A 21,278-nucleotide genomic window follows, 5' to 3' on the forward strand; every position below is an offset into this window, starting at 1 on the left:
TTTGCCGTTAATTTTACAAAAGGCTTTATCGAGGAAATTCTGGGTTAAATGATTTAAAATGGGGAAAGATTAAATACGAGAAAAACTAATGGGTGATGGTTATGATAGGTTGTCTGTTAATCCATGGATTTACCGGTGCTCCTTATGAAGTTGAGCCTTTAGCCCAGTCACTTAAAGCAAGAACCGACTGGAAAATAGTTGTTCCTACCCTTCCTGGACATGGCGACGAGCTCAGTTTGAAGGGAATCAAGCATAACGAATGGATCAACCATGCTGAAAAAGAACTGAAGGCTCTTTTGACTGAGTGTGACACCGTATATGTGGTTGGGTTTTCGATGGGCGGTCTGATTGCCAGTTATCTTGCCTCAACCTATCCGGTCGAAAAACTAGTCCTGCTTAGTGCTGCTGCCTATTACGTTAATCCAAAGCAGCTTGCCTCCGACATCAGGGAAATGATGAGGGATACAGTAAAAGGGAAATTGAAGGAAAATGAGTTATTCAGGCGTTATACAAGAAAAATCAAAGAAACACCCATGACCGCTACCTTGCAGTTTCGCAGGCTTGTGAGCAAAATCAAGCCTATTCTCAACGATGTGAAGGTGCCTACCTTAATCGCCCAGGGCGAAAGTGACGGCATTGTCCCCCCGAAAAGCGCCCATTACTTATATGAAAATATTGGCGCGGAAGAAAAACGGCTGGTTTTTTATAAGAACTCCAAACATCTGATTTGCCACTGTGATGAAAAGGAACACTTATTTAACGAGGTATATGATTTTTTGACTTCCAGACCAAGAGAGGGAATTAGCAGCTGAGGATTTGCCTCGAAAATTGCTTTTCCTGCCTAAAGATGGTATCATGAATATTGAGTGTCTAACTGAGAAAATCCTTTAAGCGGACATACTCCCGTGCTGGAGAATGTCTTTTTTTGCTAATATTTCAGGTTCTGTGCTTCAGCATCCGCAAGCGACTGCTGATTCAGCCCTGCTTAAAACACAAGGTGCTAACACCTATTTGCCGTAAAGGTACAATAAACTAACCAGAATCAGAAATGATTTGGATCCTTAAACAGCCACTTAAATAAACGAAGCATCGGAAGAACCGGTGCGGGATAAATGTGAACATAAAGGAGAATGAGCAAAGTTGACAATGTTCCAAGACATGGGCATTAGCCCCGCAACATTAAAAGCTGTAAAGAATATGGGTTTTGAGGAAGCAACTCCAATTCAGGCAGAGACGATTCCAATCAGCCTTCAGAATAAAGACGTGATCGGCCAGGCGCAGACAGGTACTGGCAAGACTGCTGCTTTCGGTATTCCTCTAGTGGAAAAAATCAAGAAAGAAAACCATAATATTCAGGGAATCATCATCGCGCCAACTCGTGAATTGGCAATCCAGGTTTCCGAGGAATTATATAAAATTGGTGCTGGCAAAAGAGTGGGTGTACTTGCTATCTACGGCGGCCAGGACATCAACCGACAGATTCGCGCACTGAAAAAAGGTCCGCATATCATTGTCGGAACACCAGGACGTCTGCTTGACCACATTAACAGAAAGACAATCCGTCTGGATAATGTTGAAACAGTCATCCTTGACGAAGCAGATGAAATGCTGAACATGGGCTTCATCGAAGATATCGAAGCCATCCTTGCGCAAATCCCGAACGAACGCCAGACATTATTGTTCTCGGCAACAATGCCTGGACCGATTCGCAAGATCGCTGAGCGCTTCATGAAGGACCCTGAAGTTGTTAAAGTCAAAGCGAAGGAAATGACTGTTCCTTTGATTGAGCAATTCTATGTTGAAGTTCAGGAAAAGAACAAGTTCGACGTTCTTACACGTCTTCTTGACATCCAATCTCCAGAATTGGCAATCATCTTCGGACGCACAAAGCGCCGGGTAGATGAGCTTGCTGAAGCATTGAACCTGCGCGGCTACACTGCTGAAGGAATCCACGGCGACCTTACGCAGGCGAAGCGTATGTCTGTTCTAAGAAAATTCAAGGAAGGTTCAATCGACGTGCTTGTTGCGACAGACGTGGCAGCTCGAGGACTTGATATTTCCGGTGTAACGCACGTTTACAACTTCGATATCCCGCAGGACCCTGAAAGCTATGTACACCGTATCGGACGTACTGGCCGTGCAGGTAAAGAGGGTATGGCGATTACGTTTGTCACACATAGAGAGACTTCTTACCTCCATGTAGTGGAAAAAACGACTAAACGCCGCATGGAAAAAATGGTGGCTCCAACCTTGGACCAGGCGCTTGAAGGCCAGCAAAGAGCAGTTGTTGAAAAGATTACACAAACAATCGAATCAAACAACCTTCAATACTACCGCCAGGCTGCAGATGAGCTATTAAAAGACCATGATGCTCAAACAGTCGTTGCTTCAGTATTGAAAATGCTCACTAAAGAGCCTGATACAACTCCTGTTAAGCTTACTGAGGAAAAGCCTCTTCCAAACAGAAGAGACAAGAAACCTCAGGGAGACCGCAAGAGATTCGATAACCGAGGCGACGGCCGTAAGAAACCTTACAAGCCACGTTCTGGCACAAAACGCACAGGCGGCGGCAGCAGAGAAGGCGGCGGCTACAAATCAAGATCATCACGCTAAATTAAAGGCAAAATCCCCGGATGTTAAATACAGCCGGGGATTTTTTTCTTTACTGATTTTAGTTAGGTGTTCATTTTGGTGGATATCTACCGCCTTTTTATGAAGAATTGGTGAATTTGGAATAATTTGCCGCCTGCATATTGGGTTATACGTACCGAAACTGAGCTTAGTTTTTCATGTAGGATTACTTTATTGACCACATTTTAGAATATATCAATCACTTTTTGAGATTTATCCACCACATTTTGAATTATATCGACCACTATTCGAGCTATATCGACCACATTTCCAAATATATCGACCAACCTTTAATTCAGCCGCTATTATTTTCCGATGTCCTCATGTATAACCTTGTGTGTTTATTACACCTTCTTTACCTCAGTCATTTTCCCATTGAAGTTACCTGCAACGGGGCATACTACTATAAAAAGGACAGGGGTGGGACTGATGACGATTGTGAGGCTTGGCTATGTGGCGATGAGTGAGGAACTGAAAAATGCTTCACCGTCACAGACGATGACATTCAAGCAATTCCAGGGGATTAAGGATCGTGATGCGGCAATTAATAAGCTTGAAAGAATCGCGGTTTCCAATCTTGAGAATTGTCTTCGCCTGTTAAGGCACAGCAAGGCGAATGAAATTCATTTTTTTCGGCTTAGCTCCCGGCTGATTCCGCTTGCCAATCATGAAGAGCTTTCAGATTGGAAGTATATGCGGGCGTTAAAGGAACCATTGAAGGAAATCGCTGACTTTTTACATAAGAATCCTATGAGGGTGGATTTCCATCCAGACCATTTTGTCCTGCTGAATACCTTGAAAACGGACACACTTAATAATTCGGTGAAGACGCTGGCGATGCACCGTGCGCTATTGAAAGGGATGGGGATTGATCCTGAACACCGCTGTGTCCTGCATGTTGGCGGTGTTTATGATGACAGGGAAAAAGCGCTGGAACAATTCATCCAAAACTGGGGTCTGGTTTCAACGCGGCTACAGAGCATGATCATGTTAGAAAATGATGATACTTCCTTCACGCTGCATGACACACTTTATCTGTGTGAAAAGCTGGGCATCCCGCTCGTATTTGATTACCACCATCATTTAGCCCATCATGAACATATTAACTGGCAGGAACAATGGGATCGGATTGTCGGAACTTGGGAGCACTCAAGTCTGCCGGTGAAGATGCATATATCAAGTCCCCGATCTGAAAAGGATTTTCGCGCCCACAATGAATATGTGGATGCAAATATGTTCATGGAATTCCTGAATGGCATGAAAGGCTCCATCCCGGAAATCCACTGTATGATTGAAGCGAAAAAGAAAGACCTTGCACTATTCAGGCTGGCTGAAGACTTAAAGCAGATGCCGGAAATCGAAATGATTGACGCCAGCAGCTTTCTGCTTCGGTAGCCGGCATGATTCCGGCAGTTCCTGGCACTTGTCGAATCCGGCTTACAACATATTCCTTCCCAATTTAGTGCCCCCACTGGTGTATAGTTGTTGTATACTTAGGAAGGTGCTATTAATTGGTAAAACGGGAGGATAATTTATGACGATTTCTGAGCCGCAAAAGCGGATTTCCGAGCGGGCTTTGACTGTCTGGAAAATTACCGCTTGTCTTCACTCCCTGGTGGTGTGGGTATTAGCGGGCGGTTTGATCGCCATTACGATAATTTTTGACTTGCAAAAGTGGATCATTGGAGCAGCAATTGCTGTTGCAATCATATATAGCTATTTATTCATCTTTTTCTTGCCTAGACTGCGCTGGAAACGCTGGCGCTATGAAGTAAGGGAACAAGAGATCGAGCTTCAATACGGTGTTTTTATCGTAAAACGGACACTTATCCCTATGATTCGTGTCCAGCATGTCGATACGCTGCAGGGACCGCTGTTGAGGAAATACCAATTATCAACAGTGACGGTATCAACTGCTGCGACGGTCCATGAAATACCGGCGCTTGATATGGAGGAAGCGGAAAGCTTAAGAACATCCATTTCGCGCCTGGCAAGGGTGGCGGATGAAGATGTCTGAACCGAAAAGGCTTCATCCGGTGGCTGCGGTAGTTAACGCGCTTCGCCAGTTGAAAGAAATGATCATTCCGTTCCTGATTTTCGTCGTTTTTGGGAGCAGGGGAACGAATTGGGATCTGTTTTATTTAATTGGTTCAATTGGCGTCGTCGTATTGGTTTTAATCTATGGAGTTTTATCATGGTACAGATTTACGTACCGGATTGAGCAAGGAGAACTGAGGATTGAATATGGACTGGTCATCAGGAAAAAGCGGTATATACCGTTTGACCGGATTCAAAGCCTCGATCTGTCTGAAGGAGTTTTACAGAGGGTGTTCGGGCTTGTAAAGGTAAAAGTGGAGACAGCGGGTTCCGGAGGGATGGGATTGCAGGATGGAGAAGCCGTCCTCACAGCAATTACGAAGCAAGATGCCCAGGAAATCCATGATTATCTTGTCTCAATCAAGAAGCATGGGCAAATGCATCTAGGGGATGAAGAGCCGCAAACGAACGAACATCTGATTTATAAAATATCAGTATCCGAGCTGTTGATGCTAGCGACCACTTCAGGAGGAGTCGGCGTTGTCATATCCGCTGTGCTGGCGTTCGTATTCCAGTTTGAAGAGTTCATTCCATATGAACAGATTTTTGACGGGGTTGAACACTTTGTCCAAAATGGCGTTGTTTTTATCAGTGTCGTCGTTTTCCTTGGATTCCTGCTGGCGTGGATCATTGCCCTTCTAGGCACAATGCTGAAATACGCTAATTTTACCGTAAGGAAAGTGGATAATGACCTGGTGATTACACGTGGATTGCTTGAAAAGAGGCAGTTTACGATTCCGCTGAATCGAATCCAGGCGGTCCGGATCAGTGAAAACCTCATTAGACAGCCGCTTGGGTATGCTTCAGCATTTGTGGAAAGTGCAGGCGGTTCGGCGCTTGACCAGGAAAGCTCAAAGGTCCTTATCCTGCCGATCGTAAAAATACGTAAAATCCCCGGGCTGCTTGAACCGTATTTGACGGATTACCATTTCCGTGTCAATATATCGCCAGCGCCACCGCGGGCATACAGAAGATATCTGTTGAAAGGCTGGCTGTTCATACTTCCGATCATAGTCCTTGCAATCTGGTTTCTAAGACCATGGGGGTATGGAGCGTTAACTCTGCTCATTATTTCGGCGATCTGGTCTTATCTGAATTATAAGGATGCAGGCTGGAGTCTCGATGAAGGGATGCTGACCTTCCGTTATCGCAGCATGGTCAAAACCACTGTGTATATGAGAAAAAATAAAATTCAATCATTCAGCGTCAAACAAAGCTCTTTTCAAAAGAAAAAGGAGCTTGCTACGGTTGAAGCGATTATTATGTCAGGGCATGGAGGCGCTGGCGGCAAAGTCATTGACCTGGAAAAAAAGCATGTTGATCGGATCTATCACTGGTATTCACATGAAATCGCTGAGTAATTTAAAGCACACTACGTCAAAAAAAAGCGCCCCCAGGCGCTTTTTTTACCTTTTATAAGAAGCTGCCCCAATCAGGAAACCAGCAAGCATACCAAATATATGCGCGGTAATGTTGATGTTTGATTGGACAAAGGTCATGACGACGCCGATGATAGCGATAGTCATGATGGTCTGTGAGTTCTCACGCGACATCATTGCTTTTCGGAACATAATGATAGAAATATAGAAACCGAACAGGCCGAAAATTGCGCCGCTTGAGCCGACATGTGTATAGGTCAGCGGCTCGAGGATCAGGGTAGCGATATTGGCGGCAATACCTGTAATAAGATACACCAGGATGAATTTTGTCCTGCCGAGCAGCTGTTCCAGGGCCGGGCCAAACAGTACGAGTGAAAAGCTGTTAAACAGCATATGCGCAAATCCGGCATGCATGAAAATAGGTGTCACAAGCCGCCAGTACTCACCGTTCACAACGTATAAGTTCACTCCTGCAAAAAGTTCAAACAGGTATTTGCCTGCGAAAAATGGCAATGCCGTCAGCAAGTATAATAAGATATGGATGACAATAATCAAGGTTATAATCGGATAAAAACGGATAAAGTCACGCAAGCTTTCGGTTCTTGTAAACATGGAAACCTCCTGGTTACTGATATCGTGAGGCTTGAATAAAAAGTTCTAATGTAAAGGATAGCCCTAATCAGCAAAAGTTGTACACTATTTTGTATGCTGCACAGATCTTTTTTAGAATGGAGCTGGAAAAATGATAATCGGAACAGGGATCGATATCGTGGAAATTGGCCGGATCCGCAGGCTGGTGGAGTCACAGCCGCGTTTTCCCGAGCGAGTGTTGACGGAAAAAGAAAGAGAAGTTTATCGTCAATATAATGAACGGAGGGGAATCGAATTCCTTGCCGGGCGCTGGGCGGCGAAGGAGGCTTTTTCAAAAGCGAAAGGAACTGGAATCGGCAGGGAGTTGTCCTTTATGGATATCGAGATCGAAAATGATCCACATGGACGCCCGCTTATCATTAGGCCTTATATGGAAGGTGTGCACCTCTCGATTTCCCACAGCGAACAATATGCGATTGCACAGGTAATTATCGAAAAAATTTAAAAGGATGTTGAGCAGGTGTTATCAAAAGTTAAATAAGTGTAATCAAAAATTTTAAAATGCTTGTCAATCCCGGGGTCATATTCGCCCAGGTTGTCTCATATATTCATAATGCAGTAAGGGAGACAAGGCTAGGGCGGCGGGAACATGGCTGCACGAAGACCACTCAAGCAATTTTGCAGCCAGTGTCTTATTCCTGTCCTTTCTTTCCCTTTACACGTTTAAATGAGACTAAAAGGGGTTGGAAGAATGAAGAAAAGGTTATTGCTGCTTCTCGCCGGGCTCATGGTTATTTTTGCTCTGGCTGCCTGCGGTACAAAATCACAGGAATCTGTGGTTAAGGAGTTGGATGGTACGCTCGAAGATCTGAAGAGTTACAAGGCTAAAGCAAAGATGACTTTGCAGATGGGCACGGAGCCTCAAGTGTATGATGTGGAGATTTGGCACAAAGATCCATCATTTTACCGTGTGAATTTGAAGAATGCCCAGAAGGACCAAAGCCAGATGATCCTCAGGAATGACGAAGGAGTCTTTGTTCTGACACCTGCGCTGAACAAGAGCTTCCGCTTCCAAAGCGACTGGCCGAAGAACAGCAGCCAGGCTTATCTGTACGAATCTTTAATCACGGATATCCTCGAGGATAAGCAAGCGAAATTCTCGGCAACCAAGGATCACTATGTGTTCGAGACAAAAACCAGATACCAGAACAACAAGATGCTTCCAATCCAGGAGATCAAGCTGAAGAAAAAGAGCCTTGCGCCAGTCAGTGTAAAGGTGATGGATCCGGACCGCAATGCGCTGGTGACGGTTGAATTCTCTGACGTGAAATTCGACGCAAGTTTTGATAAAGATGCGTTTGATATGAAAAAGAACATGACAGGTGCTCAGCTTGAAGTACCGGTTATGGCAGATGTAGAAGACAAGGAATTCACAGTGAAATATCCTGTTGCGGAAATCCCTGGCGTGACGCTGATCGATGAAAAAGAAGTCGCCACAGAGAATGGCAAGCGAGTTGTATTGACATATGATGGCGAAAAGTCCTTCACGCTTATCCAGGAAAAAGCAGATGCCATGCCTGCGATGTCTTCAGCGATTAACATGACCGGAAAGCCTGTAGACCTCGGATTTACAATTGGCGCCATGAATGAGACATCGATTTCATGGACCCATCTCGGAGTCGATTATATGCTCGCATCCACAGACTTATCCCCAGAAGAATTGGAAATGGTCGCAAAATCGGTCTTGGCCGATATGGAAAAATAAAAATCATGAAGCAGGCTCAGAGTAACCTGGGCCTGTTTTTTCATGGGTAAGAAAACGGCAGTTTAAGGAATCAAGGTCAAAATTTTACGTTATCAAGGAACTAAGAGTTGATTTCTTTTAAGGAAAATAATTCGTTTAAAAGGAATATATCGATTTTTTCAGGAATAAATAGTATTTTAGTTCCACCACGTCTTCTATCATGAACTTCCCTCGGCAAAAATCCGTATATATTATCCATTTGACATTGGGTTATTTCGGTTTGATAATAAAACAATATAAATTAAGTACGGATTGAAGGAAGTGGAATTTCGGTGGAGGAGCAAGGTTTTTTTTACCGTGATACATGGGCAGAGGTGGACCTGGATCGAATCAAGAACAACGTAAAAGGGATCAAGGGCCATCTGCCGGAAGATGTTGAATTTATTGCTGTAGTTAAAGCAAATGCCTATGGCCATGGGGATTTGCAAGTGGCTGAGGCTGCATTGGAAGCGGGAGCCTCAATGCTGGCGGTAGCGTTCATGGATGAGGCGCTCGCCTTAAGGAATAAGGGGATCACAGCACCGATCCTTGTGCTTGGCGCCAGCAGACCTGGGGACGTGAACATTGCGGCCGAGGAAGGAATCATCCTGACCGTTTTTCAGGAAGAATGGCTGGAAAAAGCGCAGGAAGCATTAAAAAAAGATGCAAAACTTTTGCTTCATATAAAAATAGATACAGGGATGGGAAGGATCGGAATACGCTCAGCCTCGGAATTGAAGGCTGTTGAAAAAATCCTTGAAGAAGATTCAAGATTACTGCTTCACGGAATCTACACCCATTTTGCGACAGCGGACGAATTAGATGATTCCTATTTCAACAGGCAGCTTGGGTTGTTCAAGGAAATGCTCTCATTCCTCGAAAAGCAGCCGCCATTCATTCACGGCAGTAACAGTGCTGCAGCTCTAATGCATCCAGATGCCCGTTTCAATGCTGTAAGGGTAGGGATTGCGATGTACGGACTGGCGCCGTCAATGGAAATCGCGCCGGAATTGCCGGTTGAGATACAAGAGGCATTCACTCTCCATTCGAGGATTGTTCATGTGAAGAAGCTCGAAAAAGGAGAAAAGGTCAGCTATGGTGCAACCTATGAAGCTTCTGAAGAAATTTGGGTAGGGACGCTTCCTATTGGGTATGCTGATGGATGGATAAGAAGGCTTCAGGGTCAGGAAGTACTGGTTGATGGAAAAAGGTCGCCAATCATTGGTCGGATTTGCATGGACCAGTGCATGGTGAAGCTCCCGTATGAGGTACCGGTAGGGACAATCGCTACCTTAATTGGAAGTCAGGGACAAGAGGAGATCTCGATCAATGAGATTGCCAGCAAGCTAGAAACCATCAACTATGAAGTCCCGTGCATCATTTCCTCAAGGGTACCTAGACTGTACAGGCAAAATGGCGAAGTAGTCGATTTGAACAATTCACTATTGTAAAACACATCCAGTAATTAACAAACCTGTGCAATCCCGCTAATCCCGTGCATAAAATACTAATTTTTTGGCGGATAATACAGAAGAATTGCTGATTTACCTTTGCATCTGGCAGAAATAGTGATAATATTAGAAATGGTAGAGAGATAACGAATTTAATAATGGTATGTAGTGATGATGGTGGAGGTGTATGTTTGTGTCTGAATCCAGCGCAACAACTGAGATTTTGGTAAAGTTACCGCAGCATCTTTTAAGTGAACTAGATGGATTTGTTAAGCAAGAAAACGTAAACCGCAGCGAATTTATTTATCAGGCAACAAAAATGTTTTTGCGTGAGAAGAAAAAGAGACAAATTCGTGAATCCATGAGACGTGGCTATATGGAAATGGCTAAAATTAATTTGACTATTGCATCAGAAGCATTTCAAGCAGAATACGAAGCAGCACACACAGTTGAACGTCTAGTCAGCGGAGGATGATCCTTTGATTGTCAAACGTGGTGACGTCTATTTTGCAGACCTATCCCCAGTTGTTGGTTCAGAACAAGGCGGAGTTCGCCCGGTCCTGGTCATCCAAAACGACATCGGGAATCGGTTCAGTCCCACAGTCATTATCGCAGCGATCACGGCACAGATCCAAAAAGCCAAGCTTCCCACTCATGTGGAAATTGATGCGAAGCGGTACGGTTTTGAACGAGACTCGGTTATCTTATTGGAGCAAATACGCACAATTGACAAACAGCGCCTAACCGATAAAATCACCCATCTCGATGACGAAATGATGGAAAAAGTGGATGAAGCCCTTCAGGTAAGTTTAGGTCTTATTGAATTCTGATTAACAGCACGCTCTTAAAAAAGGGCGTTTTTTTGTACCGGACACCTGGCCTGCCAGCAGGCCTTTTACATAACCAAAAAATAAAAACGGATGTTTTCTGTGTGGGAGGCAAGCATGAGGCTTGTCTCTTTTTTATTGGAGAGAGAGTTTTGACTGCCGGTAATCTACAGGGGTAGATGGGAGAAAGCAGACTTGGATGTACAGGTATGCAGTGAAAGAAAAGAAAGCTGTCAGTCGGAAGTAAGCTGATGTTTGGACAGGTTTGTAGGGGAATCGAGGAAAGCTGTCAGAAGGATGCACCACCTTTAGACGGGTTTGAGGGGAAATCGTGGAAAGCTGTCAAAAGTAAGCTGATGTTTGGACAGGTTTGAAGGGAAATCGAGAAAAGCTGTCAGAAGTAAGCTGATGTTTGGACAGGTTTGAAGGGAATTGGAGAAAAGCTGTCAGAAGTAGGCTTATGTTTGGACAGGTTTGAAGGGAAATCGAGGAAAGCTGTCAAAAGTAAGCTGATGTTTGGACAGGTTTAAAGGGAAATAGAGAAAAGCTGTCAGAAGTAGGCTTATGTTTGGACAGGTTTGAAGGGCAATCGAGGAAAGCTGTCAAAAGTAGGCTGATGTTTGGACAGGTTTGTAGGGGAATCGAGGAAAGCTGTCAAAAGTAAGCTGATGTTTGGACAGGTTTGAAGGGAATTGGAGAAAAGCTGTCAGAAGTAAGCTGATGTTTGGACAGGTTTGTAGGGGAATAGAGAAAAGCTGTCAAAAGTAAGCCCATGTTTGGACAGGTTTGAAGGGAAAGCGAAGAAAGCTGTCAGAAGGATGCACCACCTTTTGACGGGTTCGAGGGGAAATCGCGTGAAGCTGTCAAAAGCAGGCTCGAGTTTGGACAGGTTCATCAGTATTGAGGTTATCCCGGTTTTACCCACCGGAAGAGACGAAGAAATACGAATTTCCATTCAAGAGTTTTTCCCTCAATAAAATGGATTACGAAAAAATAGGAATAATAAAAGTATCTTAAATGCGGTATTTCCATGAATCGTGTCGATAAGTTGATTTTATTTGACGAAGGAAAACTGTTATCATTAAATGGAGATATATAATCAGGATTTTATGTTTATTTAATTACTGTTTTAAAAATGGTTTACAATTAGTTCGATTTGGGTAATGTAAAAATTTGTTGTGATAGAATGGGGAGGATGGAATGAATAAAATAATTTCGAATTACATTCAGGGTCATAAACAAGACATCCTGGATCAATGGATAGATAGAACGAAAGAGGAAGCGGATGAACGGGTAGTCCGTTTAGTATCAGATCGGGTATTCAACTCGACGAGCAAGGAATTCATCGATTTGATCATCTCTAATTTTAAAGGTACGAGTGAGGAATATAATGAAAGGCTGACGGATTTTGCTGAAAAAGTTGTCCGTTTGGGCTGGCCTTTGACGTTTGTCACTAAGGGCCTTCATACCTTCAATCTGATTGTTTTTGAAGGGATGCAGAAAGAAGGAATCGTCCAGGCTGAAAATCAAATGGAAATTGTTTATGAGTTTGACCGCTGGGCTACACCGATGAACAATGAAATTGTCAGTGTATACTCATCCACATGGGAAAGAACGGTCTCCTTGCAAAAAATCGCATTGCAGGAACTTTCCGCTCCTTTGATTCCTGTCTTCGAAGGGATTACAGTCATGCCGCTGGTTGGTACGATTGATACCGAGCGTGCAAAGCAAATAATGGAAAACCTTCTGAAGGGTGCGGTTAAGCATCGCTCAGAAGTGGTTCTTATAGATATTACAGGTGTACCTGTCGTCGATACGATGGTTGCTCACCATATCATCCAGGCGGCAGATGCAGTAAGGCTGATTGGTGCCAAATGCATGCTTGTCGGGATTCGTCCTGAAATAGCACAAACCATCGTCAACCTTGGCATTGACCTGAATCAGTTTACGACAAAGAATAATTTGAAAAAAGGAATAGAAGCAGCTCTAGAGCTGACAAATAAAAAAATCGTTTCACTGGGGGGAGCAAAGTGAGAATACCTATCCTAAAACTGGATGATTGTCTATTGGTCTCAATTCAATGGGAGCTGGATGACCAGACGGCTCTTCAATTTCAAGAGGACTTGCTCCACAAGATTCATGAGACAAGCGCCAATGGTGTTGTCATTGATTTAACTTCAATCGATTTCATCGACTCTTTTATCGCCAAGGTACTTGGAGATGTCATCAATATGTCCAAGCTTATGGGTGCGATTGTAGTTATAACCGGAATCCAGCCTGCTGTTGCGATAACGCTAATTGAATTAGGAATCGGCCTTGATGATGTCCTAACTGCATTAGATTTAGAAAAAGGTTTGGAGAAATTACAACAGGAATTGGGGGAATAGCTGAATGGACATCCAATCCTGCGTTACGATTATAAATGAATGGGACATCGTGGCAGCGCGCCAGCTTGGCCGGAATGTTGCGAAAGAGCTTGGGTTCGGCACAGTTGACCAGGCAAGAATCACTACAGCCATCAGTGAATTGGCCAGGAATATTTACTTGTACGCCGGAAAAGGACAGATTTGCATCGACAAACTATATGACGGCGGAAAAGCGGGATTGCGAATCAATGCAGTAGATAGCGGCCCAGGTATAAAAGAAATACGCCAGGTCATGGAAGATGGTTTTTCAACATCAGGAGGACTTGGAGCCGGCCTTCCCGGGGTAAAGCGTCTTATGGATGAATTCGACATAGACTCAAGCCCAGGTCAAGGAACACAGATCAGAGCAACTAAATGGCTCCGTTAGGGGGAAACAGTATGGATTTCCGAGAAATGATGGAATCAAAGTATCGGGATTTACTTGACAATTATATTAAAGAGCAATCCGAACAAGCATTGTATGCAGGGCAGAAATTCAGCCGGAAGTCAATTGAACACAAAATTGCACCGGAAGAAATCATCAGCCTGCATAAAAGCTTGCTTCTTGAAATGTATCCTGAACTTCCAGAGGATATTATGCACTCTTTTGATATTCTTCTCGAAGTGATGATCGGCTATGGTATTGCTTACCGTGAGCATCAGAGCTTAAGGCACCAGCAGGAAGAATTAAGATCTGAAATGGAGATTGCCGCCAATGTTCAGCAAACCTTGCTAGGCACAAATATCCCTTCCGTTCCCGGAATCGATATTGGCGCAATCAGCGTTCCAGCAAAACATATGAACGGTGACTACTTTCACTTTGTCCAGGATGAAAACGACAATATAAGTGTCGCAATTGCTGATGTAATCGGAAAAGGTATCCCAGCAGCGCTTTGTATGTCCATGATCAAGTATGCGATGGACAGCCTGCCAGAAAACCGGCTCGATCCAAGCAGCATCCTGGAGAATCTGAACAGGGTCGTTGAGCAGAACGTTGACCCAAGTATGTTCATTACGATGTTTTATGGAATGTTCAATCCTTCCAATAATATCTTTTATTATGCTTCGGCAGGGCATGAGCCTGGTTTCTATTACGATTCCAAGAAGAAGGAATTCTCCGAGCTGACAGCAAGGGGCTTGTTGCTTGGTGTGGATAAGCGGACGAAGTATACCCAGTATGAAAAAGAAATTCATGCAGGGGATATGGTGATCCTGATGTCTGATGGAGTGACTGAGTGCAGAACGGAAGAGGGTTTCATCGAGAAGGAAACATTAATCGGATATATAAATAAATATATTCATTTAAATGCTCAGGAAATTGTCAATAATATCTTTAGGGAACTTGAAAAACTTCAGCATTTCCAATTGCGTGATGATTTTACCTTGATCATTTTAAAAAGGGATGTTTAATCAGGTTCCGTATCGGGTAAATCAAAAGAGCAATTGAATTGTAAAGGGTGGTCATTTATGAATATTTCGATAGATGTAAAAGAAACAGAATCAAAATTAGCAGTTAAGGTAAGCGGCGAAATTGATGCATATACAGCTCCACAGCTACGTGAAAAGCTTTTTCCTATGTCCGAAAAAGAGGGCGTGAAGATGGTTGTAGACCTTTCAGAGGTCAATTATATGGATAGTACCGGGCTTGGAGTATTTGTAGGAGTATTCAAAAACGTACGCGCACATAACGGCGAGTTCAAAATCGTCGGATTGTCCGAACGTTTACAAAGACTTTTTGAAATCACCGGCTTAGCCGACATTATCGATATAAACAGCCAGATTGAGGGTGGAGTGCAATGAACCAGTCATTTGACTATATAGAGATGAAAATCCCGGCTAAACCGGAGTTTGTAGGCGTGATTCGTTTGACTCTTTCTGGTATCGCGAGCCGTATGGGTTTTTCATATGATGAAATTGAAGATCTTAAGATCGCTACCAGCGAAGCTTGTACCAACGCTGTGCAGCATGCTTATAAAAATAATGAAAACGGCGAAGTCATCATTGGGTTTGGATTGTATGAAGACAAGCTTGAAGTGATGGTTGCAGATAACGGCCAAAGCTTTGATTTCCATTCAGCGCGTCAGGGGCTCGGTCCTTACGACCAGAATAGTTCCGTTGAATTCCTTCGCGAAGGAGGCTTGGGACTGTATCTGATCGAAACCTTGATGGACGAGGTTCGTATCCATCACAAAGAGGGCGTCACGGTCTTTATGACCAAGTACCGAGAAGGAGAGCAGGTGGAGAGAGATGCAGAGACAATCTCAACCTAAGCAGAGGCCAAAAGAAGAGATTAATGAATTAATCAAAGCCTACCAGCTGCATGAGGATGCAGACGCCCAAAATGAGCTGGTCCTTCACTATCAAAACCTTGTCGAAACAATCGCGAGAAAATACTCAAAGGGAAGGTCGTTCCATGAGGATATATTCCAGGTTGGGATGATTGGACTTTTAGGAGCAATCCGCCGTTATGATGAAACATTCGGTAAAAGCTTTGAAGCATTTGCCGTACCAACCATTATTGGTGAAATCAAAAGATTTTTAAGAGATAAAACATGGAGTGTCCATGTACCGCGCAGGATAAAGGAGCTTGGTCCAAAAATCAAGACGACCGTCGAGGATTTGACCACCCAGCTGCACCGCTCTCCGCGAGTGGATGAAATTGCAGATGCACTTGAGGTTTCCGAAGAAGAAGTTTTGGAAGCCATGGAAATGGGCAAAAGCTACCAGGCACTATCTGTTGACCATTCCATTGAAGCCGATTCCGACGGCGGAACAGTCACCCTGTTGGATATCGTCGGAAACATTGATGAAGGCTATGAAAAAATCAACCAGAGAATGGTGCTTGAAAAAGTACTGCATGTGCTGAGCGAGCGCGAAAAGTTAATTATCCAATATACCTACCTTGACAACCTGAGCCAGAAAGAGGCCGGAGACAAGCTTGGTATTTCACAGATGCATGTATCAAGACTTCAAAGAAGAGCCATTAAAAAGCTTCAAGAAGCGATCCATGCTGAAAACAACAATTCGGAGTACATTACATGATCCAACAGTTCAAAGACAAAATAGAACTTTATGCTTACCAGACAATCAAAGAAGGTAAATTAGAGTGCGGTGACAGTTACTATTATACAGCCACCGATGATTATTTTGTCTGTGTGGTAGCAGATGGACTGGGGTCAGGACAGTACGCGCATGAAGCATCTGCGGCGGTCGTTTCCGTTGTCGAACAGCACCATCATGAAGATGTTGATACACTCATGCGGTACTGCAACAACATTCTGGTGCAAAAACGCGGAGCGGCTGTCTCGATCTTCAAGGTTTTCTTCGAAAGCCGTCAATTCGTATACAGCTGCGTTGGAAATATCCGTTTCTTCCTCTACGCGCCAAACGGCAAATTAACATACCCTTTGCCAGTCACCGGCTATCTATCAGGGAAGCCGCAAGTATTCCACACACAAAGATTTGTTTACGAGCAGGACTCAAAATTCCTGATCTATTCAGACGGTTTTGATATCCACGGCGCGAAATCACTCTTAAAGGGGTACCGTTCCGTAGGTGCCATTGCCGAACAAATCAAAAGTGAATACGCAAACTCAATGGATGATGCAACTTTTATTGTGGGAAGTCTACTATAGCAGGTGGACTTCTTTTTGTTTTTTTTACAGGGATTCAAAAGGCAGGATAAAAGCTTGGCTGAAAGGTTGCATAACCTGAACTGTAAACCATCCGCCAGTTTTGGTACACTAGTAAAGTGACGAAAAATACCAATAAGATTATGGAGGATTGTCTCTTGACTCAAACAATGGATAAGCAAGACCAATATGTAAAGATCATTGCCAAAGAGCAATCGTTAACAGCCAAACAGGTGCAAAGCGTTATTTCATTGATTGGTGAAGGGAACACGGTTCCGTTCATTGCCCGTTACCGAAAGGAAATGACAGGCGCCCTTGATGAAGTACAAATCCGCGACATCGTTGAAAGATGGCAATACATACAGAACTTAGAGCAGCGAAAAGAAGAAGTCATCAGGCTGATTGAGGAACAGGGAAAGCTGACAGATGAACTTAAGGCGAACATAGAGAAGTCAATCAAGCTTCAGGAAGTAGAAGACCTTTACCGGCCGTATAAGCAAAAAAGAAGGACGAAAGCAACGGTCGCAAAGGAGAAGGGCCTGGAACCGCTTGCCCTATGGATGCTGGATTTCCCGGTAAATGGCAGTCTGGAAGAAAAAGCCCTGGAGTTTTTATCTGACGAAAAAGGTGTTGAATCTGTCGAGGATGCAATTGCAGGCGCAAAGGACATCATCGCTGAAATTGTTTCAGATGATGCAGACAGCCGCAAATGGATTCGGAATGAAACCTTTAAAACAGGCGCAATTGAATCGGCCGTTAAAAACAAAGAGCAGGATGAGAAAAATGTTTACGAGATGTATTATGAATACTCGGAGCCAGTCAATAAAGTGGTTCCTCACCGCATACTCGCGCTGAACCGCGGTGAAAAAGAAGAGCTCTTAAGAGTCTCAATCAAGCCAAAAACAGATGTGATTATGAGCTACCTTGAGCGCAAATGGATATCCAAAAATCATTCTGTTACAGCTGCATCGGTATCGGAAGCGGTCGAGGATGCTTACAAGCGTCTGATACAGCCTTCAATTGAACGTGAAATCAGGAATGAGCTGACAGAAAAAGCTGAAGAGCAGGCAATTCATATTTTTTCCGAAAACCTTCGTAAACTCCTTCTTCAACCGCCGTTAAAAGGAAAGGTTGTACTTGGGGTAGACCCGGCGTTCCGTACAGGATGCAAGTTAGCTGCTGTAGATGAAACAGGGAAAGTTTTAACGATCGGTGTGATATATCCGCATACTTCAGGTGCCAACAATACTGAAGCCCGCGGTAAGTTCATCAAAATCCTAAAAGAATATAATGTAGAAATGGTCGCAATTGGTAACGGTACAGCTTCAAGGGAAACGGAACAATTCGTATCGGATATCCTGAAGGAATTAGATAGAGAGATTTACTATCTCATCGTCAACGAAGCAGGTGCCAGTGTTTATTCTGCCTCTGACCTTGCACGGGAAGAGTTCCCGAACTATCAGGTTGAGGAAAGAAGCGCAGTTTCGATTGCTCGAAGATTGCAGGATCCTCTGGCAGAACTCGTTAAAATCGATCCTAAATCTGTTGGGGTAGGTCAATACCAGCATGATGTAAGCCAGAAAAAACTTTCCGATTCCCTGACGTTTGTTGTAGAAACAGCTGTTAACCAGGTAGGCGTAAATGTAAACACAGCTTCCTCTTCACTGTTGCAATATGTATCCGGCCTATCCAAGACTGTTGCTAATAACGTTGTTAAGAAGCGAGAAGAAGAAGGGAAGTTCACGAGCCGTGCACAGCTGAAGAAAATTCCGCGCCTAGGTGCTAAAACATATGAACAGGCAATCGGCTTCCTTCGGGTCATCGATGGGAAGGAACCACTAGACCGCACCGGTATCCACCCTGAAAGCTACGGTGAGGTTAAGCAGCTGCTGGACAGTCTTGGCTTTAAAACATCAGATTTAGGGACACCTGCCCTGAAAGAAGCTCTTGGAAAAATAAATATTGACGAGACAGCCGGTCAGCTGGGGATAGGAAAACTGACACTCAAAGACATTATCGATGCTCTCGTCCGGCCAGAAAGAGATCCTCGAGATGAATTGCCGGCGCCGCTGCTTAAGAAAGATGTCTTAAAGCTGGAGGATCTAAAATCAGGCATGGAGCTGCAGGGGACTGTACGAAATGTTGTTGATTTTGGAGCCTTTGTCGATATTGGAGTAAAACAGGATGGTCTGGTCCATATTTCGAAACTAAGCAATCGCTTTGTAAAACACCCATTGGACATTGTCTCTGTAGGAGATGTGGTAACAGTATGGGTTGACAGTGTAGACCAGAAAAAAGGCCGCGTCGCCTTGACGATGCTGAAGCCAGAATAAACTAAATCAAAAGACTGCGGTATAAACTGCAGTCTTTTTGCGTTACTCTTGTTTCTTTCTATAAAAAAACCAACATTGATTTAAAAGTTTGATTTGATAACGATTTTTTTCATAGAAGGCTCGTTTCATTTGATTCTGGAACCAGACAGGCATAAACATTACCTCCTTAAGAGTAAGTACGCTAAAAGGTAACATTAATATATGCTATAATGGGTTGTCAGGTTTCTAAAAAGGCAGGAGTTTTCAAATGACAGATCAAGAATTACAAAACCTCGTTAGTAAAATCTCCAATGACTTATTCCAAAAACGATTCAAGCATAAAGCTTTCTTCAATCCAAGGCTCCGTACAACCGGAGGCAGATATATGCTGAATAGCCATAATATCGAAATCAACAAAAAGTATTTCGAGCAGCTTGGCAAAGAGGAGCTGATTGGAATTATCAAGCATGAGCTTTGTCATTATCATCTTCATCTTGAGGGAAAAGGCTACAAGCACAGAGACAAGGATTTTAGGAAATTATTGAAACAAGTAGGTGCACCGAGATTTTGTTCTACTCTGCCTGAGGAAAAGAAACGAAGGTCCAGAAGCCAGAAATTCATCATTTATCAATGCAGTAACTGTGAGTTGAACTATCGCCGGAAAAGATCCATCAATACTGCAAAATATGTTTGTGGAAAATGCCGCGGCAAGCTTGTGAAAGTGAAAGAAATTATTATAGATTAAGGTTTTTGAGTGTTTTTTCAGGTGAACAAAAAAATATCAAAAACATGGTTGACTTTTGCTGGGCTGCTCCCTATAATAGTAAGAGTCGATAAGACAACAGCACGAAATAAAGCTAGAAGAAATGCTGCTATTCCGCAGTAGCTCAGTGGTAGAGCACTCGGCTGTTAACCGAGCGGTCGTAGGTTCGAATCCTACCTGCGGAGCCATTATGTTTTAAAGGTATGGGGAAGTACTCAAGAGGCTGAAGAGGCGCCCCTGCTAAGGGTGTAGGTCGGGTAACCGGCGCGAGGGTTCAAATCCCTCCTTCTCCGCCAGGACATTTCATATATGGCCCCTTGGTCAAGCGGTTAAGACACCGCCCTTTCACGGCGGTAACACGGGTTCGAATCCCGTAGGGGTCACCATTTTGAAACACAACTTAATCACAATTGGTCCCGTGGTGTAGCGGTTAACATGCCTGCCTGTCACGCAGGAGATCGCCGGTTCGATCCCGGTCGGGACCGCCATTTTTATTGGGCTATAGCCAAGCGGTAAGGCAACGGACTTTGACTCCGTCATGCGTTGGTTCGAATCCAGCTAGCCCAGCCATTTTTTTTGAGCCATTAGCTCAGTCGGTAGAGCATCTGACTTTTAATCAGAGGGTCGAAGGTTCGAGTCCTTCATGGCTCACCAAGATTTTTTCGCACAAGCGAAAATAATCTTCCTTATCTTCTGCTTCGGCGGAACATTTGAATATGCGGGTGTGGCGGAATTGGCAGACGCACCAGACTTAGGATCTGGCGCCGCAAGGCGTGGGGGTTCGACTCCCTTCACCCGCACCATTAATTACCTATTGATTAATGTACTTGAATCAGTTAAGATTTAATCCTGTCATGTTAATGCGGTCGTGGCGGAATGGCAGACGCGCTAGGTTGAGGGCCTAGTGGGGGCAACCCCGTGGAGGTTCAAGTCCTCTCGGCCGCACCAAAAAGGTTATTGACACACTCAAATGGTTGTGTTAATATATAAAAGTTGTTATTAAAACAATATGCGCCCGTAGCTCAATTGGATAGAGCGTCTGACTACGGATCAGAAGGTTATGGGTTCGACTCCTTTCGGGCGCGCCATATTTTTTCTCTAATAACGGGGAGTAGCTCAGCTTGGTAGAGCACTTGGTTTGGGACCAAGGGGTCGCAGGTTCGAATCCTGTCTTCCCGACCATCAGCATCTAATATAATACGCGGGTGTAGTTTACTGGTAAAACCTCAGCCTTCCAAGCTGATGTAGTGGGTTCGATTCCCATCACCCGCTCCATTATGATTGTTCTTTGAAAACTAAACAAACAAGCGTCAACAAACAATAAATTATTCATGGCTTCTATTATAGAAGAACATGAGCCAACGTTTTAACTTATGAGCTAACTCATAACTCTTTTTTGGAGAGTTT

The 21,278-nt window shown here is 43.9% G+C and carries 22 protein-coding genes and 11 tRNA genes; 31 read left to right on the forward strand and 2 right to left on the reverse strand.

Translation table 11 applies throughout. The features are described 5' to 3' along the window. The first annotated feature begins 101 nt into the window (after window positions 1-101). The 5 genes from B5X77_RS01275 (at window position 102) to B5X77_RS01295 (ending at window position 6,089) form a co-directional block, all read left to right on the forward strand. Entirely contained in the window at window positions 102-812 is a 711-nt protein-coding gene (locus B5X77_RS01275; protein ID WP_079504348.1) for an alpha/beta hydrolase, read from the forward strand. 328 nt (window positions 813-1,140) lie between these two features. Further along, window positions 1,141-2,613, forward strand: a complete 1,473-nt coding sequence (locus B5X77_RS01280) for a DEAD/DEAH box helicase (protein WP_079504349.1) — start codon at window positions 1,141-1,143, stop codon at window positions 2,611-2,613. Window positions 2,614-3,060: 447 nt separating this feature from the next. After that, a complete protein-coding gene (gene uvsE / locus B5X77_RS01285; RefSeq protein ID WP_079504350.1) occupies window positions 3,061-4,026 on the forward strand; it encodes a UV DNA damage repair endonuclease UvsE in 966 nt (321 codons plus the stop codon). Between the two features lie 139 nt (window positions 4,027-4,165). Continuing rightward, window positions 4,166-4,648, forward strand: coding sequence for a PH domain-containing protein (locus B5X77_RS01290; RefSeq protein WP_079504351.1), 483 nt, complete (start codon window positions 4,166-4,168; stop codon window positions 4,646-4,648). After that, a complete protein-coding gene (locus B5X77_RS01295) occupies window positions 4,641-6,089 on the forward strand; it encodes a PH domain-containing protein (protein WP_079504352.1) in 1,449 nt (482 codons plus the stop codon). Before B5X77_RS01290 ends, B5X77_RS01295 begins: the two co-directional genes overlap by 8 nt. Before the next feature lie 45 nt (window positions 6,090-6,134). Here the strand turns inward: B5X77_RS01295 and B5X77_RS01300 are convergent, their stop codons facing one another. Beyond that, window positions 6,135-6,719, reverse strand: coding sequence for a rhomboid family intramembrane serine protease (locus B5X77_RS01300; RefSeq protein WP_079504353.1), 585 nt, complete (start codon window positions 6,717-6,719; stop codon window positions 6,135-6,137). A gap of 130 nt (window positions 6,720-6,849) precedes the next feature. On the opposite strand from B5X77_RS01300, the gene acpS reads away from it, so the two are divergent. The 14 genes from acpS (at window position 6,850) to B5X77_RS01375 (ending at window position 19,129) form a co-directional block, all read left to right on the forward strand. Continuing rightward, entirely contained in the window at window positions 6,850-7,203 is a 354-nt protein-coding gene (gene acpS, locus B5X77_RS01305) for a holo-ACP synthase (protein ID WP_079504354.1), read from the forward strand. 246 nt (window positions 7,204-7,449) lie between these two features. After that, complete coding sequence (locus B5X77_RS01310; protein ID WP_079504355.1) at window positions 7,450-8,463, forward strand: LolA family protein; 1,014 nt, start codon at window positions 7,450-7,452, stop codon at window positions 8,461-8,463. A gap of 311 nt (window positions 8,464-8,774) precedes the next feature. Continuing rightward, entirely contained in the window at window positions 8,775-9,932 is a 1,158-nt protein-coding gene (alr, locus tag B5X77_RS01315; protein ID WP_079504357.1) for an alanine racemase, read from the forward strand. A 193-nt stretch (window positions 9,933-10,125) separates the two neighbouring features. Further along, complete coding sequence (locus B5X77_RS01320) at window positions 10,126-10,407, forward strand: CopG family ribbon-helix-helix protein (RefSeq protein ID WP_079504383.1); 282 nt, start codon at window positions 10,126-10,128, stop codon at window positions 10,405-10,407. A 4-nt stretch (window positions 10,408-10,411) separates the two neighbouring features. Then, entirely contained in the window at window positions 10,412-10,762 is a 351-nt protein-coding gene (ndoA, locus tag B5X77_RS01325; protein ID WP_041967053.1) for a type II toxin-antitoxin system endoribonuclease NdoA, read from the forward strand. A gap of 1,197 nt (window positions 10,763-11,959) precedes the next feature. Continuing rightward, window positions 11,960-12,793: an RsbT co-antagonist protein RsbRA gene (locus B5X77_RS01335; protein ID WP_079504361.1), complete on the forward strand. Its 834-nt coding sequence runs from the start codon at window positions 11,960-11,962 to the stop codon at window positions 12,791-12,793. Then, the gene (locus tag B5X77_RS01340) at window positions 12,790-13,146 is read left to right on the forward strand and encodes an STAS domain-containing protein (protein WP_041967776.1); all 357 of its coding nucleotides are present in this window, start codon (window positions 12,790-12,792) and stop codon (window positions 13,144-13,146) included. The genes B5X77_RS01335 and B5X77_RS01340 overlap by 4 nt, the downstream gene beginning before the upstream one ends. 4 nt (window positions 13,147-13,150) lie before the next feature. Beyond that, on the forward strand, window positions 13,151-13,552 hold the full coding sequence (locus tag B5X77_RS01345; protein WP_079504363.1) for an anti-sigma regulatory factor: 402 nt from the start codon (window positions 13,151-13,153) through the stop codon (window positions 13,550-13,552). An 11-nt stretch (window positions 13,553-13,563) separates the two neighbouring features. Next, window positions 13,564-14,574: a PP2C family protein-serine/threonine phosphatase gene (locus B5X77_RS01350; protein WP_079504365.1), complete on the forward strand. Its 1,011-nt coding sequence runs from the start codon at window positions 13,564-13,566 to the stop codon at window positions 14,572-14,574. Between the two features lie 57 nt (window positions 14,575-14,631). Beyond that, complete coding sequence (locus B5X77_RS01355) at window positions 14,632-14,964, forward strand: anti-sigma factor antagonist (RefSeq protein WP_079504367.1); 333 nt, start codon at window positions 14,632-14,634, stop codon at window positions 14,962-14,964. Further along, window positions 14,961-15,434: an anti-sigma B factor RsbW gene (rsbW, locus tag B5X77_RS01360; protein ID WP_079504369.1), complete on the forward strand. Its 474-nt coding sequence runs from the start codon at window positions 14,961-14,963 to the stop codon at window positions 15,432-15,434. The genes B5X77_RS01355 and rsbW overlap by 4 nt, the downstream gene beginning before the upstream one ends. Further along, on the forward strand, window positions 15,412-16,206 hold the full coding sequence (sigB, locus tag B5X77_RS01365; RefSeq protein ID WP_079504371.1) for an RNA polymerase sigma factor SigB: 795 nt from the start codon (window positions 15,412-15,414) through the stop codon (window positions 16,204-16,206). Before rsbW ends, sigB begins: the two co-directional genes overlap by 23 nt. After that, complete coding sequence (locus B5X77_RS01370) at window positions 16,203-16,799, forward strand: PP2C family serine/threonine-protein phosphatase (RefSeq protein ID WP_079504373.1); 597 nt, start codon at window positions 16,203-16,205, stop codon at window positions 16,797-16,799. Before sigB ends, B5X77_RS01370 begins: the two co-directional genes overlap by 4 nt. A gap of 167 nt (window positions 16,800-16,966) precedes the next feature. Continuing rightward, the gene (locus B5X77_RS01375) at window positions 16,967-19,129 is read left to right on the forward strand and encodes a Tex family protein (RefSeq protein ID WP_176167191.1); all 2,163 of its coding nucleotides are present in this window, start codon (window positions 16,967-16,969) and stop codon (window positions 19,127-19,129) included. A gap of 42 nt (window positions 19,130-19,171) precedes the next feature. On the opposite strand, the gene cmpA is transcribed toward B5X77_RS01375, so the two are convergent. Beyond that, window positions 19,172-19,282, reverse strand: a complete 111-nt coding sequence (gene cmpA, locus B5X77_RS22950; RefSeq protein WP_139378277.1) for a cortex morphogenetic protein CmpA — start codon at window positions 19,280-19,282, stop codon at window positions 19,172-19,174. A 94-nt stretch (window positions 19,283-19,376) separates the two neighbouring features. Here cmpA and B5X77_RS01380 point away from each other — a divergent pair, with 94 nt between their 5' ends. From B5X77_RS01380 to B5X77_RS01435, 12 genes are all read left to right on the forward strand, one after another. Further along, window positions 19,377-19,853 carry a SprT family protein gene (locus B5X77_RS01380; protein ID WP_079504377.1) on the forward strand — a complete coding sequence of 159 codons (477 nt, stop codon included), beginning with the start codon at window positions 19,377-19,379 and terminating at the stop codon, window positions 19,851-19,853. Between the two features lie 131 nt (window positions 19,854-19,984). Then, window positions 19,985-20,059: transfer RNA gene (locus B5X77_RS01385), tRNA-Asn, on the forward strand. Between the two features lie 17 nt (window positions 20,060-20,076). After that, window positions 20,077-20,167: transfer RNA gene (locus B5X77_RS01390), tRNA-Ser, on the forward strand. A 15-nt stretch (window positions 20,168-20,182) separates the two neighbouring features. Next, window positions 20,183-20,257 (forward strand) — tRNA-Glu (locus B5X77_RS01395). A 26-nt stretch (window positions 20,258-20,283) separates the two neighbouring features. Next, window positions 20,284-20,359 (forward strand) — tRNA-Asp (locus B5X77_RS01400). Between the two features lie 7 nt (window positions 20,360-20,366). Beyond that, window positions 20,367-20,441 (forward strand) — tRNA-Gln (locus B5X77_RS01405). An 8-nt stretch (window positions 20,442-20,449) separates the two neighbouring features. After that, window positions 20,450-20,525: transfer RNA gene (locus B5X77_RS01410), tRNA-Lys, on the forward strand. 64 nt (window positions 20,526-20,589) lie between these two features. Continuing rightward, window positions 20,590-20,674 (forward strand) — tRNA-Leu (locus B5X77_RS01415). A gap of 59 nt (window positions 20,675-20,733) precedes the next feature. After that, a tRNA-Leu gene (locus B5X77_RS01420) sits at window positions 20,734-20,819 on the forward strand. Between the two features lie 63 nt (window positions 20,820-20,882). Further along, window positions 20,883-20,959 (forward strand) — tRNA-Arg (locus B5X77_RS01425). 17 nt (window positions 20,960-20,976) lie between these two features. Further along, window positions 20,977-21,053: transfer RNA gene (locus B5X77_RS01430), tRNA-Pro, on the forward strand. A gap of 19 nt (window positions 21,054-21,072) precedes the next feature. Next, a tRNA-Gly gene (locus B5X77_RS01435) sits at window positions 21,073-21,146 on the forward strand. Window positions 21,147-21,278: the final 132 nt, after the last annotated feature.

This window comes from Mesobacillus jeotgali, from assembly GCF_900166585.1.
GTDB lineage: Bacteria > Bacillota > Bacilli > Bacillales > Cytobacillaceae > Mesobacillus > Mesobacillus jeotgali_A.